The sequence below is a fragment of the Flavobacterium sp. N1736 genome (genome assembly GCF_025947065.1).
Classification (GTDB): Bacteria; Bacteroidota; Bacteroidia; order Flavobacteriales; family Flavobacteriaceae; genus Flavobacterium.
The window spans coordinates 4498125-4513400 of sequence record NZ_CP109994.1 but is presented as its reverse complement, the minus strand read 5'-3'; the positions used below and the strand labels follow the sequence as shown (position 1 = coordinate 4513400).

Genomic DNA, 15276 nt, shown 5'->3' with positions numbered 1-15276 from the left:
ATTATGGCGATAAAAGTAACAATGCCTCGTTTGAGCGATACTATGACGGAAGGAACGGTAGCGACCTGGCTTAAAAAAGTAGGCGACAAAATTAGCGAAGGAGATATCCTTGCTGAAATTGAAACAGACAAAGCAACAATGGAGTTCGAATCTTTTAACGAAGGAACTCTTTTACATATTGGAATCCAGGCTGGAGAAACTGCTCCGGTTGATGCATTATTAGCAATTATAGGAAAAGAAGGGGAAGACATTTCAGCACTTTTAGCTGGTGGAGACGCTCCTGCTGCTCCCGAAGCTTCGAAACCAAAAACAGACGCTCCTGCTGCTGAAACAAAAACAGAAACTGCTGCTCCTGCAAAAGCTGCAACTGAATTACCAAAAGGTGTTATAGTAGTAACTATGCCGCGTTTAAGTGATACAATGACAGAAGGAACTGTAGCAACCTGGTTAAAAAAAGTAGGTGATACAGTTGCTGAAGGAGATATTTTGGCAGAAATTGAAACAGACAAAGCTACAATGGAATTTGAGTCTTTCAATGCCGGAACTTTATTATACATAGGAATTCAGGAAGGAAATACTGCTCCTGTTGATAGCTTATTAGCAATCATTGGACCTGCAGGAACTGACATCGCCGGAATTGCTGAAAATTATACTGCCGGAGGTACTGCAAGTGCTCCTGCTGCAGAAGAAACAAAAGCTGCCCCTGCTGCTGAAAAAGCTACAGAAGCAACTGCCGACACTTCATCAAACGGAGGAAGAATTTTAGCTTCACCATTAGCTAAAAAAATCGCTTCTGATAAAGGAATCCAATTAACCCAGGTTAAAGGTTCAGGAGAAAACGGACGTATCGTAAAAAGCGATATCGAAAACTTTACTCCATCTGCACAAGTGCAACCAGCTGCAAGTGCTGACGCAAAATCAGAAACTGCTGCACCAGCTGCTCCAAAAGTATTTGTTCCTGCCGGAGAAGTTTTCACAGAAGAGATCAAAAACTCTCAAATGCGTAAAATTATCGCAAAACGTTTGGCAGAATCTTTATTTACAGCTCCTCACTACAACTTAGTGATCGAAGTAAATATGGACGAAGCAATGGGCGCAAGAGCAACTATCAATACTGTTCCTGATACAAAAGTATCTTTTAACGATATGGTAATTAAAGCTTGTGCTTTAGCCTTGAAAAAACATCCAAAAATTAACTCTCAATGGAAAGAAGATGCTATTATCATCAACCACCACGTTAATATTGGTGTTGCCGTAGCTGTTGAAGACGGATTAGTAGTTCCTGTATTGAAATTTACAGATGCTATGAGTTTATCTCAAATTGGTGCCAGCGTAAGAGATCTTGCAGGAAGAGCTAAAAACAAAAAACTTGGACCTCAGGAAATGGAAGGAAGTACTTTTACAGTATCTAACCTTGGAATGTTTGGTATCACTGAATTTAATTCAATTATCAACCAGCCAAACTCTGCAATCCTTTCTGTAGGTGCAATTGTTGAGAAACCAGTCGTTAAAAACGGTCAGATTGTAGTTGGAAACACAATGATGTTATCATTAGCGTGTGACCACAGAACAATTGACGGTGCAACCGGAGCTCAATTTTTACAAACATTAAAACAATACATCGAAAGCCCGGTTACAATGTTGGCATAATTTTTTTGTCAGCCTGAGCGTCCCGAAGCTTCGGGAGAAGGTTATTTATATTTAAATCCCGTTTTGAGTAATCAGAACGGGATTTTTTATTTAATTTAGACCCTCAATTTCAATACCTCATAAATATGAAAAAAATATTCTTAGTAACTTTATTTCTATCTGCATTAGCTTGTCAGAAAAAAGATCCGGCAGAAAAAACAACCGCCGTTAAAGACGAACACACTTTTTCTAAAGCAGATCTTGCCGTTGTAAAACATTTGGATCTTGATATCAAAGTCGATTTTGATACACAAACCATTTCAGGAAAAGCTTCGTGGCAAATTGACAACATCAGTAAAGGAAACGAAATTATTTTCGATGAAAACACGCTAAACATTACCAAAGTAACTTTAGGCGATGATGAAAAAGAAACAAAATTCGAACTTGGTTCAGCAGTTGAATTTCACGGAAAACCACTTCATATTACAATTGAGCCAAACACTACAAAAGTTACTATCTATTATAGCACAACCAAAGATGCTGTTGCATTGCAATGGCTAAATCCACAGCAAACGGCAGATAAAAAGAAACCATTTCTTTTTTCTCAAGGCGAAAGTATCTGGTCACGCACCTGGATTCCGTGTCAGGATTCACCGGGAATACGTTTTACTTATAATGCAAAAGTTACCGTTCCTAAAGATTTATTGGCAGTAATGAGTGCTTCAGTAAATCCGCAGAAAAAGAATGACACCGGAATTTACACTTTCAAACAAGACAAAGCAATTCCATCTTATTTAATGGCAATTGCTGTTGGTGATATTGAATTTCAATCAATCGATAACAGAACAGGAGTTTATGCTGAACCATCTTTACTAAAAAAAGCAGCTTGGGAATTTGCTGAATTAGGAAAAATGGTTGGCGCAGCAGAAAAATTATACGGACCTTATCGCTGGGGACGTTATGATGTTTTGGTTTTACCGCCAAGTTTTCCTTATGGCGGAATGGAAAATCCAAACTTAACATTTTTAACTCCGGGCGTTATTGCCGGCGATCGTTCATTAACCAGTTTATTGGCACACGAATTAGGTCACAGCTGGAGCGGAAACTTAGTAACCAATGCAACCTGGGACGATATTTGGCTGAACGAAGGATTCACAACGTATGTTGAACACAGAATTGGAGAAGAAATTTTCGGTAAAAAAGAGGCTGAAATGCAAAACGTTTTAACTCGTAAAGATTTAGACGATAATGTAGCAGAATATGGCGCTACAAACCCAGATACACGATTAAAAGTAAGCCTTACGAACAGAAATCCTGACGATGGAATCAGTCAAATTCCTTATGTAAAAGGATACAACTTCTTAAAAGTAATTGAAGCTGCTGTTGGACGTGAAAAATTCGATCCGTTTATTAAAAACTATTTTGATGCGCATGCTTTTCAATCTATCACAACAGAAGATTTTGTAAAATATCTAAATGACAACCTTATAAAAGGAGACAAAGCCCTTGCTGATAAAATAAAACTAGACGACTGGATTTACAAACCGGGAATCCCTTCAAATATTACTGCAGCTTCATCTGAAGATTTTACTGCAATAGATAATATTCAGAAAAGCTGGAGAACATCAGGCGTTAAAGGATTAAGCGAAAAGATTAAATCGACAACTGAAAAACAACATTTTATCGATTATTTACCCGCAGATATCACTGTTGAAGAAATGGCTGCAATTGATAATGAATTCAGTTTTACTAAAAACGGAAACTTCGTTATTAAACGTCAATGGTTTGTTCAGGCAATTCGTCATCAATACAAAACCGCTTATCCTGCAATTGAACAGTTTATGATTGCAACAAGCAGAACCGGATCTTTAATGACACTTTACAAAGAATTAGTAAAAACTCCGAAAGGAAAAACCTGGGCAAAACAAATTTTCGATAAAGCAAAATCAGGTTATCATGCCACAACTGTTCAGGCTGTTGAAGGTTTATTGGAATAGTTTACAGTCGCAGTTTTCAGTTTTCAGTCTCAGTTTGCAGTGGCAGTCGCAGTTCTCAGTGATCCTGCAACTGAGAACTGAGACTGAGAACTGTAAACTAAAAATCCCCGATTACAAGGTGTAATCGGGGATTTTTTTATCAAAAAAACACCTCGGGAAAATTGTCCATCACATAGCGTAAATTCTCCATGTTCTAAAATCTGTGATCGTCGCATCTTTGTAATGTCAAAAGACAACAAATAAATAACAACGTAAAAATTAAATAAGATGACACGATTAACAGCATTAAACCCAGAAGAAGTAACAGGAAAAACTAAAGATTTATTCAACGCTGTACAAGCAAAATTAGGCGTTGTTCCAAATATGATGAGAACAATGGGAAATTCTCCGGCGGTATTAGAAGGGTATTTAAATTTAAGCGGCGCTTTAAGCCACGGAAAACTAAGTGCAAAAACTGGTGAATTATTAGCCTTGACAATTTCAGAAAAAAATTCATGTGAATATTGCGTAGCGGCACACACTTTTATTGGCGAAAAATTACTAAAAGCTGATGCTCAGGTTTTACAAGATGCAAGAAAAGGAAATTCTGCAGACGCAAAAACAGATGCAATTTTAAAATTTGCTAAAGTATTAGTGAGTAAAAATGGTTTGGTAAGCAACGAAGATGTACAGGCAGTTAAAAATGCAGGAGCTTCAGAAGCTGAAATCGCCGAAACTGTTGCACACGTAGCTTTGAATGTTTTAACCAACTATTTCAATAATACTGCCAATACAGAACTTGATTTTCCTGCAGTTCAAAGTTTAGAATTACAAAACTAATTTTCAAAAAAAAAAGAATATATAAAGATAGTCGTGATTTATTTCATGACTATCTTTATCATAAAAAAACGAATTATGGAACTACAAAGACATCCATTACCTCCATTTACGATGGAAACTGCTCTTCAAAAAGTTCAAATCGCTGAAGATGCATGGAATACAAAAGATCCGGAAAAAGTAGCACTTGCTTATACAATTGATACCGAATGGAGAAACAGAACTGACTTTATTAATGGTCGTGAAGAAGTAAAACAATTCCTTACTAAAAAATGGGAAAAAGAGCTTAATTATAAACTTAAAAAGGAATTATGGGGTTTCCGTGAAAACAGAATGGCCGTTAGATTCGAATATGAATGGCAAGATCATTCCGGACAATGGTTTCGCAGTTATGGCAACGAACTTTGGGAATTTGACGAGAATGGATATATGCAAAAAAGATTTGCCAGCATTAATGATTTAGCAATTAACGAAACTGATCGCAAATTATAAATAACACCAAATGAGCAGTCAAAATGTTTTTACTCTGATAAATCCGCAAACTGGAAATCTGGCTTTCAAAATACTTCCCTTTGATGACAACAGCCATTTTGATCATTTGCAGCGCAATAATTTTTTCTCTTTAATTTGGGTTACCAACGGAAAAGGAAAGGTAAAAGCTGATTTTGCCGAACATCAATTTGAAGAAAACTCGCTCCTCGCCTTTTCTCCATACCAGCCTTTTATGCTTTGTGTAAACGAACCAATTGAAGGAATTGCAATTCATTTTCATCCTGATTTTTATTGCATTCACATGCATCAAAAAGAGGTTTCGTGCAGTGGTGTTTTATTTAATAATGTGTATCAGCCGCCGTTTGTAAAAATTACAGATGAAGCTTCCGCCACTTTTAAAATGGTTTTGGATCAGATGAAAGCAGAAATTCAAAACAGTGATTTGGCACAATACGAATCGCTGGTTTCCTACTTGAAGATATTTTTAATTACAGCTTCACGATTAAAAAATCAGCAGTTAGAAGAAATGAAATCGATACCCAATTCCAAAGAGCCTTTTATACTTCAAAACCTGAAAGATGCCATCGAAGACAATTTCAAAACAAAACATTCCGCAGGAAATTATGCAGAAATGCTGAATATTTCAGCGAAAGCCTTAGCGAAAATATCCAGGAATTATTTTAACAAAACACTGACAGATCTTATTGCCGAAAGAATAATTATTGAAGCCAAAAGAGAACTATATATGACCAATAAAACGGTAAAAGAAATCGCTTATGAATTAGGTTATGATGACGAACATTATTTTAGCCGATTTTTTAAAACCAATGCAGATGTTTCGCCACAATTGTATCGGGAAACAGTAGGTTTTGGAAAAATGGAAGCCTAATTTTTATTCTTAGCCTCAATCCATTTTGCCATATATTTTGTGCTTTTTAAAGTATGATGCTGCAATAAACTTCCCATAAAATTATGCAGACGATGGCTTTCAGAATCACTTAGCAATCCATTAATTATGTTTATTAATTGAGAAGAAAACTGTTCTTTTTGAAAACAGGAATTCACAATTGCAATTCCGTTTTTTTGCGCTTGTTTCCACAGGTTTTCATCTTGATATAAAGCTGTCGCTTGTTTTGCAAACAACTCAGCTTCATTAGCAATAAAACCATTCCACGGTAAATTATCATGCATCGCTTCAGAACCAATCGTTGTAGTTACACTTGGCGTTCCGCATTGCATCGCTTCTAATAATTTTCCTTTTAATCCGGCACCAAAACGAATTGGCGCTAAAACGACACGGGCATTTTTGACCACTTCATTAGCATCAACAGCTCTTCCCATAATAAAAAAACCATTTTTAGGCTGATGCAATTGCAGTACTTTTTGAGATGGATAAGCGCCGTAAACTTCTAAAACAGCTTCAGGAAATTGCTTTTTAATTAAAGTCCAAATTGTTTCTTTTAGATATTGAACCGTATTCCAATTAGGTTCGTGAAGAAAATTTCCAATAAAAACAAAGTTCTTGCGATCTTCAAAAGAAGGTAATTTCGAAAGATCATTTTCTGCCATTTTATCAACTAAAAAAGGCAAATAATGCAGCAGTGACGAATCAATTTTAAAAACATCTTTTAAAAGTTTCATTTCAAATTCAGAAATAATAAATGACAAATCACATCTTAAAATACTGGCAATTTCACGTTTTGCAACTTCTTCTGATAATAAATCATGAAGTTCAAAAGTTCTGTTTTCTTTAAAAGCTTTTTGTCTAGCAGTTCGCAAACAATGTAAATCTTCGGTATCTAATAATCGAATAGCTTTTGGGCAATTTTCAGAAACACGCCAGCCAAATTGTTCTTCGATCATAAAGCGATCAAACAAAACAACATCCGGATTTAGTGCTGTTATAAAATCATCAAAACTCGAATTATTCAATTCGATTGATACCTTTTCTACTCCAAATGCAGCTAAATCAACCATAAAATCGCTGTCTAATGCCGGGCTTGCAAATGTAATTTCAAATCCATTTTCCTTAAAAATAGAAATCAATTGCATCATTCTGCCACCCGCCGCAGACGAATTTGGTTCAGGCCAGACAAAACCAATTATTAAAAGTTTTTTTGTTTGATTCATTTTATTTGTTTCAAGTTACAAAATAATACTATTTTGCGCGGATTTGCACCTAATTTACTGACTTTCGGTGATAAAAAACACTAATTTTGCAGTTAACTTTTTTCTATAAAATTATGTTAGGATTAAAATTAGCTACAGACCCTCGCTGGGTAAATATAGTCGAGTCGAATATCGAAGAAATTTTAACGGATCATGCCTGGTGCGAACAAAAAGCTGCTTCAAATGCCATTAGCTTAGTTACTTACAATTCTGAATTAGAAGAATTAGTAACTGAAATGCTTGTCATTGCCAGAGAAGAATTAGAGCATTTGCAAATGGTTCACGATATTATCAAGAAAAGAGGTTTAACATTGGGGCGCGAAAGAAAAGACCATTATGTAAATGAGCTTTTTAAATTTATGAAAAAAGACGGAAGCCGTAAAGATGCACTTTGCGATCGTTTATTGTTTTCGGCCATGATCGAAGCCCGAAGCTGTGAGCGTTTTAAAGTACTTTCAGAAAATATAAAAGACGAAGAATTAGCTAAATTTTACCGTGATTTGATGATTTCAGAAGCTGGACATTATACTACTTTCTTAGGTTTTGCCAGAAAATATACAGATAATATAGATATCGATAAACGCTGGAAAGAATGGATTGAATATGAAGCTTCGATCATTACTAATTACGGAAAAAAAGAAACCGTTCACGGATAAGAAAATCTTCTAATCAACTCTATTTCAAAAATATAAATAATACCACAATTTTAAATGTCAACGAATAAATTTAAATCGGCCTTATTAAAAACAGGAAAATACCTGGCAATAACTTTTGCAGTTATTCTGGGATTATTGTTTTTAACGCCTATCGTTTTTGAAGATCAGATTAAAGATCAAATCAAAAAAACGGCGAACGAAAGGCTAAGCGCAGAATTAAATTATTCTGATGTTTCTGTATCGTTTTTTCGCCATTTTCCTTCTTTAACGTTAACCTTAAATGATTTAAATTTAAACGGTTCTGCTCCGTATAAAAATGAAAAATTCATTACTGCAAAAGAGGTTTCTTTTGGAATAAATGTCGCAAGTCTGGTTTTTGGAAGATCTGTAAAAATTGACCAGATTTATCTGTCGGATTCTTTTATCAACGTAAAAGTAAACTCGAAAGGAGAAGCTAATTATAACATTTACAAATCTAAAGCGCACGTTAAAAACACAAAAGACAGCTCTGACACCGCGTTAAAACTAGAGAGAATTGAAATCATCAACAGTAAGATAATTTACGATGATCAATCTACAAAAGTTCATTTTGACGCTTTGGGTTTTAATTATTTAGGAAAAGGAGATCTAAACAAATCCGTCTTCGATTTATATTCTAAAGCAAAAGTCGAAAAACTAAATATTGTTTATGAAGGAGAACCTTATTTAATGAACAAAAAAATTGATGCCGATTTGATTACGAAAGTAAACATCAACTCATTATCGTTCTTTTTCCAGCAAAACAACTTAAAAATAAATCAGCTTGTAGTCGATTTTAAAGGAAACTTTAATTTCCTGAAAGACGGTTACAATATGGATTTGGCTGTAAAATCTGAAAACAGTAATCTGAATGATGTTTTCACCGCTTTTCCCCCAAAATACATTACCTGGCTTTCTAAAACAGAATTAAAAGGAAATACCAATTTACTTTTAACCGTAAAAGGAGATTATATTGCTTCGCAAAAAAAAGCTCCGGATCTTAATTTAGACGTAAAATTAGACAATGGTTTTATAAATTATAACAAAAGTGCTTTTCCGGTTTCGAATCTGAATGTAGAACTAAAAACAAAAGTTCCGTCCTTAAATCCTGAACTTTTAATTGTCGATGCTAAAAATATATCCTTAAATATTAATAACGATTATGTAAAATCGAAGTTTTACATGCAAGGTTTAACCACGCCGGATATTGATGCTGCTTTTAATGCTAAAATGGATCTGGGGAAACTAAATAAAGCGCTGGGAATTCCAAATTTGGAACTGAAAGGAATTTTACTTGGTGATGTAAAAGCAAAAGGAAAATTTGATCAAAAGAAGAAACTTTTCCCTGTTACAAATGGAAATATTGATTTGGAGAACGGATATTTAAAAACAAAATATTACCCAAATGCAATTACCAATATTCTAATAAAGTCTAAAATTGAGAATCAAAAAGGAACTTTTCAGGATTTGAAGGTCACTTTAAAACCGGCACAATTTACCTTTGAAGGAAAACCGGTTTTTGTAGCCGCAGATTTAAGCAATTTTGACGATTTAACGTATGACGTTAAAGCAAAAGGAGAATTGGATGTTAGTAAAATATATAAAGTTTTTTCTCAAAAAGGACTTGATTTAGATGGTTTTGTAAAAGCTGATTTGGTTTTAAAAGGCAAACAAAGCGATGCCGAAAAAGGAAATTACAGCAAACTTCATAATAAAGGAACGCTTGAACTAAGAAATATCGGAATTGCATCTGAATATTTGCCTAAAAAATTCATTATTAAGGAAGGGATTTTCAAAATCAATCAGGATAAAATGTCTTTCAATAACTTTTTGGCCGCTTACGGTCAATCAGATTTTAAAATGAATGGCTATTTACAAAACGTTTTTAATTATGTAACTACAAAAACAGGTGTTTTAAAAGGCTCTTTTACGGTTTCGGCACGATATATTAATGTTGACGAATTTATGTCGAGTACGCCCGCAAATACATCTGTAACAGAAACTAAGACTGAAACTCCTGCTTTGCAAAACGAAGCAAAACAAACGGGAGTTATAATTATTCCGACGAATTTGAATTTGCAATTAATGGCAAATGCACAAAAAGTATATTTTGATAAATTGATTCTTCAAAATGCCTCCGGAAATTTAAAAATGACCAAAGGCAAATTGAGCATGCAGAATACAGGTTTTAATTTAATTGGGTGTAATGTTGCCATGAATGCCAATTATCAGGCTGTAACGCCTCAAAAAGCAAATTTTGACTATAGTATAAAAGCTTCTGATTTTGATATTAAAAGGGCTTATAATGAAATCGAAGTTTTTAGAAAAATGGCCAGCGCTGCCGAAAAAGCTCAAGGAATTGTATCGCTCGATTATCAGTTAAAAGGAAGATTAAACGGAAATATGGATCCTGTTTACCCATCGCTTGTTGGCGGCGGAACGCTTGCCGTAAAAGATGTAAAAGTGCGAGGATTAAAAATGTTCAATGCCGTAAGCAAGGAAACAAGCTCTGACGCAATGAAAAATCCGGATCTTTCGAAAGTGGAAATTAAAAGTAAAATCAAAAATAATATCATAACGGTTGAACGCTTCAAATTTAAATTTGCAGGTTTTAGACCAAGAATTGAAGGAACTACAAGCTTAGACGGAAAACTGAATTTAAAAATGCGTTTAGGTTTACCTCCGCTAGGTATTTTTGGAATTCCGTTAACCGTTACCGGAACACAGAATAGTCCGAAAGTAAAAGTGGGCCGCAAAACAGAAGATCTGGAAGAAACTAAGGATACAGAAAATTAAATTCCATTTTTATCTTACTGGTTATTTAAAAACCTATAGTGACCTTTATCAAAGTTTAAAACTTTGATAAAGGTTTTTTTTGCACAGTTTAGTCATTGCGGGGAACGAAGCAATCACATTTACAAAAATCAAACTTTATATATAATAATCATTAGTGTGATTGCTTCGTTCCTCGCAAAGACAAAATGCTAAAACTATAAAAAACAAAAAACCCGTTCTTTTCAGAACGGGTTTTGTAATAAGTAGTCTAATGATTATGCTTCGAATGGAAGAATAGATACATAAGATTTGTTATCTTTTTTCTTTTGGAACTTAACAACTCCAGCTACTCTTGCGTGTAGTGTGTGATCTTTACTGATGTAAACGTTTTCACCTGGATTATGTTTTGAACCTCTTTGTCTAACGATGATGTTTCCAGCAATAGCAGCTTGACCACCAAAAATCTTAACGCCTAAACGTTTTGATTCTGATTCTCTACCATTCTTCGAACTACCGACACCTTTCTTGTGAGCCATGACGTATGAGTTTAAATATTGTTATTATTCTTTAGTAGCTTCTTTTTTTGCTTTTGGAGCTGCTGCTTTTTTTGCTTTTGGAGCTGCTTCAACTTCAGTAGCCGGAGCTTCTTCTGCTACAACTGCTTTTTTAGCTGCTGCTTTTTTAGTTCCACCTGCTGCAGTAATACCTTCAATTACAATTTGAGTAAGATATTGTCTGTGACCATTTCTCTTTTTGTATCCTTTTCTTCTTTTCTTTTTGAAAACGATAACTTTATCTCCTTTTAAGTGTTGTAACACTTTAGCTTCTACTGAAGCACCTTCTATAGCTGGGGCGCCTAAAGTTACGTTTCCGTTATCGTCTAATAAAAGAACTTTGTCAAAAGAAACTTTTGAACCTTCTTCATTAGCCAAACGGTGAACATAAACCTTTAAGTCTTTGCTTACTTTAAATTGTTGCCCTGCTATCTCTACGATTGCATACATACCAAATTGATTTATTGATTTTTAAGGTTGCAAATATACAATTAATAATTTACTGTGCAATCTCTTATTTCAAAAATATTTTATTCACCTTAAAGTCTCTTTTTCAAGGTGTTTTATACCGTAATTAAAGTATTTAGAGGTAAAATATTGTTAAAGTATTATCAAAACAAACCCTAATCCTGAAATGATAATTAAAAAAACTTATTTTTGGTGTAACGATAACCAAGTCTTGACTACCTACTCTCTTATTAGGTAATATAAATTATTAATCTTTATGAAAAATTCGATAATGATGTTAAGTGCTGCATTAATGCTCGGCGGAGTTGCTCATGCTCAAAAAGTAGCTTTTGAAGAATACAATTTAGACAACGGAATGCATGTTATTTTGCATAACGATCCTTCGGCGCCCGTTGTTGTTACATCTGTAATGTACCACGTAGGATCAAAGGACGAACGCCCGGATCGTACAGGTTTTGCGCATTTCTTTGAACATTTATTATTTGAAGGAACCCAAAATATAAAACGTGGCGAATGGATGAAAATCGTTACTGCAAATGGCGGAGTTAACAACGCCAACACTTCTGACGACAGAACTTATTATTATGAAGTTTTTCCATCAAACAGTTTAGAATTAGGTTTATGGATGGAATCTGAACGATTAATGCACCCAATAATCAATAAAATTGGTGTTGACACGCAAAATGAAGTCGTAAAAGAAGAAAAGAGAATGCGTTACGATAATCAGCCGTATGGAAATATTTTGCCGGTTGTAAAAGAAAATATGTTCAAAAACCATCCGTATCGCTGGACAACTATCGGTTCGATGAAAGATCTGGATGCCGCAACTCTTGAAGAATTTCAGGCTTTTAATAAAAAATTCTATACACCAAATAATGCCGTTTTAGTCGTTGCCGGTGATTTTGATAAAACGAAAACCAAAGAATGGATTCAGAAATATTTTGCTCCAATTCCGAAAGGCGAAGTAGTAAAAAAACAAACTTTTGTTGAAGAACCAATCAGTCAGACTATAAAAGCAACTTACGAAGATCCTAACATTCAAATTCCAATGATAGTTGCTTCGTACAGAACGCCATCAATGAAAACTAGAGACGCAAGAGTTTTAGATTTAATCTCTTCTTATTTAAGTGATGGAAAAAGTTCTAAACTGTACAAAAAAATAGTCGACGACAAAAAAATGGCGCTTCAAATTGGTGCTGTTGGTTTTAGTCAGGAAGATTACGGAATGTACATTTTGTACGGTTTGCCAATGCAGCCTTATACAACTGCAGACATTTTAAAAGAAATGGATGAAGAAATTGTAAAAATCCAAACTGATTTGATTTCTGAAAAAGACTATCAAAAGTTACAAAATAAATTCGACAATAATTTTGTCAATGCAAACGCAAGTGTTGAAGGAATTGCCGAAAATCTGGCTTCTTATTATTTACTTTATGGAGACGTAAATCTTATAAATACCGAAATTGACCTCTACCACTCTATCACAAGAGAAGAAATCAGAGATGTTGCTAAAAAGTATTTAAACCCTAATCAGCGTTTAATTTTAGATTATGTTCCTTCAAAAAAAGTTCAAAACTAAGAATATTGAATCATGAAAAAAATACATACAGTTTTAATCCTTTTATTCCTAACAGGAATTATGCAAGCACAAGATCGTACACAACCTAAACCAGGCAATGCGCCAGTAGTCAATATCAAAAAACCACAAACTTTTGTTTTGGCAAACGGCATGAAAGTTCTGGTCGTTGAAAATCATAAATTACCAAGAGTAAGTTTTAACTTAACTCTTGACAACGCTCCTTTTACTGAAGGAAACAAAAAAGGTGTTGACGAATTAACCAGCAGTTTAATTGGAAACGGTACCAAAAAAACAACTAAAGAAGCTTTTAATGAAGAAATAGACTTTTACGGAGCCAGTATCAATTTCACTTCATCCGGTGCTTATGCGAGTTCACTTTCTAAATATTCAGGACGTGTTTTAGAGCTTTTGGCAGAAGGTGCTTTACAGCCTAATTTTACTCAGGAAGAGTTTGATAAGGAAAAAGCAAAATTATCAGAAGGGCTTAAAGCCGATGAAAAAAGCGTTCCGGCAATTGCAAATCGTGTTGTTGATGTTTTGGCTTTTGGAAAAAATCATCCTTCGGGAGAATTTATTTCTGAAGAAACATTAAAAAATGTTACTCTGGCAGATGTACAGGCAAATTATGCTACTTATTTTGTTCCGGAAAATGCTTATTTAGTTGTAATTGGAGACATCAAATTTAAAGAAACAAAGGCGGCGGTAGAAAAACTTTTTGGCGGATGGAAAAAACAAACTGCTCCAAAAAACAGTTATCCAAATCCGGAAAATGTTTCTAAACTTCAAATTGATTTTGTTGATGTTCCAAATGCAGTTCAATCTGAAATTTCATTAGTAAATACGGTGAATTTAAAAATGAGCGATCCTGATTTTTTCCCTGCTGTTATTGCAAATCAAATTTTAGGCGGCGATTTTAATAGTTACCTAAATATGAATCTTCGTGAACAGCACGCCTGGACTTATGGTGCAAATTCGAACATTGGAAGCGGAAAATATGTAACCAAATTTAAAGCAACATCTGCAGTACGAAATGCCGTAACAGATAGTGCCGTAACAGAATTTGTAAAAGAAATTAAAAGAATCAGATCTGAAAAAGTTTCTGATGATGTACTGAAAAACGTAAAAGCAGGTTATATTGGAAGATTTGTAATGCAGGTTGAAAAACCTCAGGCTGTGGCGCGTTATGCCTTAAACATTGAAACAGAAAATCTTCCTGCTGATTTCTACGAAAAATACATTCAGACCATTAATAATGTTACGCCAGATGATATTTATCGTGTAGCCAATAAATATTTTCCAATTGATAATATGCGAATTGTTATCGTAGGAAAAGGTTCTGAAGTACTTAGTGGTTTAGAAAAACTTCAAATTCCGATTTTCTATTTTGACAAATACGGAAATCCTGTCGAAAAACCGGTAAGTAAAAAAGAAGCTCCTGCAGGAATTACTGCAAAAACAGTTTTTGACAATTATATTAAGGCAATTGGTGGAGAAAAAGCAGTTTCGGCAGCAAAAACACTTGCTATGAAAGGTTCTACAACAATTCCGCAAGCGCCAACACCTTTAACCTTTGTTTCAAAATTAGATTCAAAAGGAAAAATGATGGTATCACTTTCTATGGGAACCATGGCTTTGATGAAACAGGTTGTAAATGACAAAGGCGCTTATATTGAACAACAAGGTCAGCGTAAAAATCTTGAAGGCGCAGATTTAGCCGAAATGAAAGCAAACGCCGCTCCTTTTGAAGAATTACAATTAAGCAAAAGAACTGATTTGACGGTAAGCGGAATTGAGCAAATAAATGGCAATGATGCTTATGCCATAAAAGATGGAAAAACGGTTTATTATTACGACGTAAAATCAGGATTAAAATTAGCCGAAACGAAAATAAAAGAACAAAGCGGACAATCGACCACTCAAACAACTTATTTTAACGATTATAAAGATGTAAAAGGCGTAAAAGTCCCTTTTAATATTATTCAAAATGCAGGTTTTGAATTAGATATTAAAATGTCGGAAATTAAGATAAATGAAGGGGTTTCTGATGGGGATTTTTTGTAGAAAGGTTCACAAAGGTTCATAGGCTCAGAGGTACAAAGGTTCTGAGTTACTGAGTTGCTAAG

The 15276-nt window shown here is 34.5% G+C and carries 12 protein-coding genes; 9 read left to right on the top strand and 3 right to left on the bottom strand.

Translation table 11 applies throughout. The features are described from left to right. Window positions 1–3: 3 nt before the first annotated feature. From OLM54_RS19145 to OLM54_RS19125, 5 genes are all read left to right on the top strand, one after another. A complete protein-coding gene (locus OLM54_RS19145) occupies window positions 4–1650 on the top strand; it encodes a pyruvate dehydrogenase complex dihydrolipoamide acetyltransferase (RefSeq protein ID WP_264536143.1) in 1647 nt (548 codons plus the stop codon). Between the two features lie 125 nt (window positions 1651–1775). Then, complete coding sequence (locus OLM54_RS19140; protein ID WP_264536142.1) at window positions 1776–3626, top strand: hydrolase/aminopeptidase; 1851 nt, start codon at window positions 1776–1778, stop codon at window positions 3624–3626. Window positions 3627–3893: 267 nt separating this feature from the next. Further along, window positions 3894–4445: a carboxymuconolactone decarboxylase family protein gene (locus OLM54_RS19135; RefSeq protein WP_264536141.1), complete on the top strand. Its 552-nt coding sequence runs from the start codon at window positions 3894–3896 to the stop codon at window positions 4443–4445. A 75-nt stretch (window positions 4446–4520) separates the two neighbouring features. Further along, window positions 4521–4934: a nuclear transport factor 2 family protein gene (locus OLM54_RS19130; protein ID WP_264536140.1), complete on the top strand. Its 414-nt coding sequence runs from the start codon at window positions 4521–4523 to the stop codon at window positions 4932–4934. Window positions 4935–4944: 10 nt separating this feature from the next. Then, window positions 4945–5823: a helix-turn-helix domain-containing protein gene (locus tag OLM54_RS19125; protein ID WP_264536139.1), complete on the top strand. Its 879-nt coding sequence runs from the start codon at window positions 4945–4947 to the stop codon at window positions 5821–5823. Here OLM54_RS19125 and OLM54_RS19120 read toward each other — a convergent pair. Beyond that, window positions 5820–7064, bottom strand: coding sequence for a glycosyltransferase family 4 protein (locus OLM54_RS19120; protein WP_264536138.1), 1245 nt, complete (start codon window positions 7062–7064; stop codon window positions 5820–5822). The genes OLM54_RS19125 and OLM54_RS19120 overlap by 4 nt on opposite strands. A gap of 113 nt (window positions 7065–7177) precedes the next feature. Between OLM54_RS19120 and OLM54_RS19115 the strand changes: the two genes are divergently transcribed. Beyond that, window positions 7178–7759: a tRNA-(ms[2]io[6]A)-hydroxylase gene (locus OLM54_RS19115; protein WP_264536137.1), complete on the top strand. Its 582-nt coding sequence runs from the start codon at window positions 7178–7180 to the stop codon at window positions 7757–7759. A 54-nt stretch (window positions 7760–7813) separates the two neighbouring features. Beyond that, complete coding sequence (locus OLM54_RS19110) at window positions 7814–10573, top strand: AsmA-like C-terminal region-containing protein (protein ID WP_264536136.1); 2760 nt, start codon at window positions 7814–7816, stop codon at window positions 10571–10573. A gap of 254 nt (window positions 10574–10827) precedes the next feature. On the opposite strand, the gene rpmA is transcribed toward OLM54_RS19110, so the two are convergent. Both rpmA and rplU read right to left on the bottom strand, forming a co-directional pair. Continuing rightward, window positions 10828–11088 (bottom strand): 50S ribosomal protein L27, encoded by a 261-nt coding sequence (rpmA, locus tag OLM54_RS19105; protein WP_017497241.1) that lies wholly within the window; start codon window positions 11086–11088, stop codon window positions 10828–10830. 24 nt (window positions 11089–11112) lie between these two features. Next, complete coding sequence (gene rplU / locus OLM54_RS19100) at window positions 11113–11556, bottom strand: 50S ribosomal protein L21 (protein WP_042566198.1); 444 nt, start codon at window positions 11554–11556, stop codon at window positions 11113–11115. A gap of 274 nt (window positions 11557–11830) precedes the next feature. Between rplU and OLM54_RS19095 the strand changes: the two genes are divergently transcribed. Both OLM54_RS19095 and OLM54_RS19090 read left to right on the top strand, forming a co-directional pair. Then, window positions 11831–13153 carry a M16 family metallopeptidase gene (locus OLM54_RS19095; RefSeq protein ID WP_264536135.1) on the top strand — a complete coding sequence of 441 codons (1323 nt, stop codon included), beginning with the start codon at window positions 11831–11833 and terminating at the stop codon, window positions 13151–13153. Between the two features lie 12 nt (window positions 13154–13165). Then, entirely contained in the window at window positions 13166–15214 is a 2049-nt protein-coding gene (locus OLM54_RS19090; RefSeq protein WP_264536134.1) for an insulinase family protein, read from the top strand. The last annotated feature ends 62 nt before the right edge of the window (window positions 15215–15276 follow it).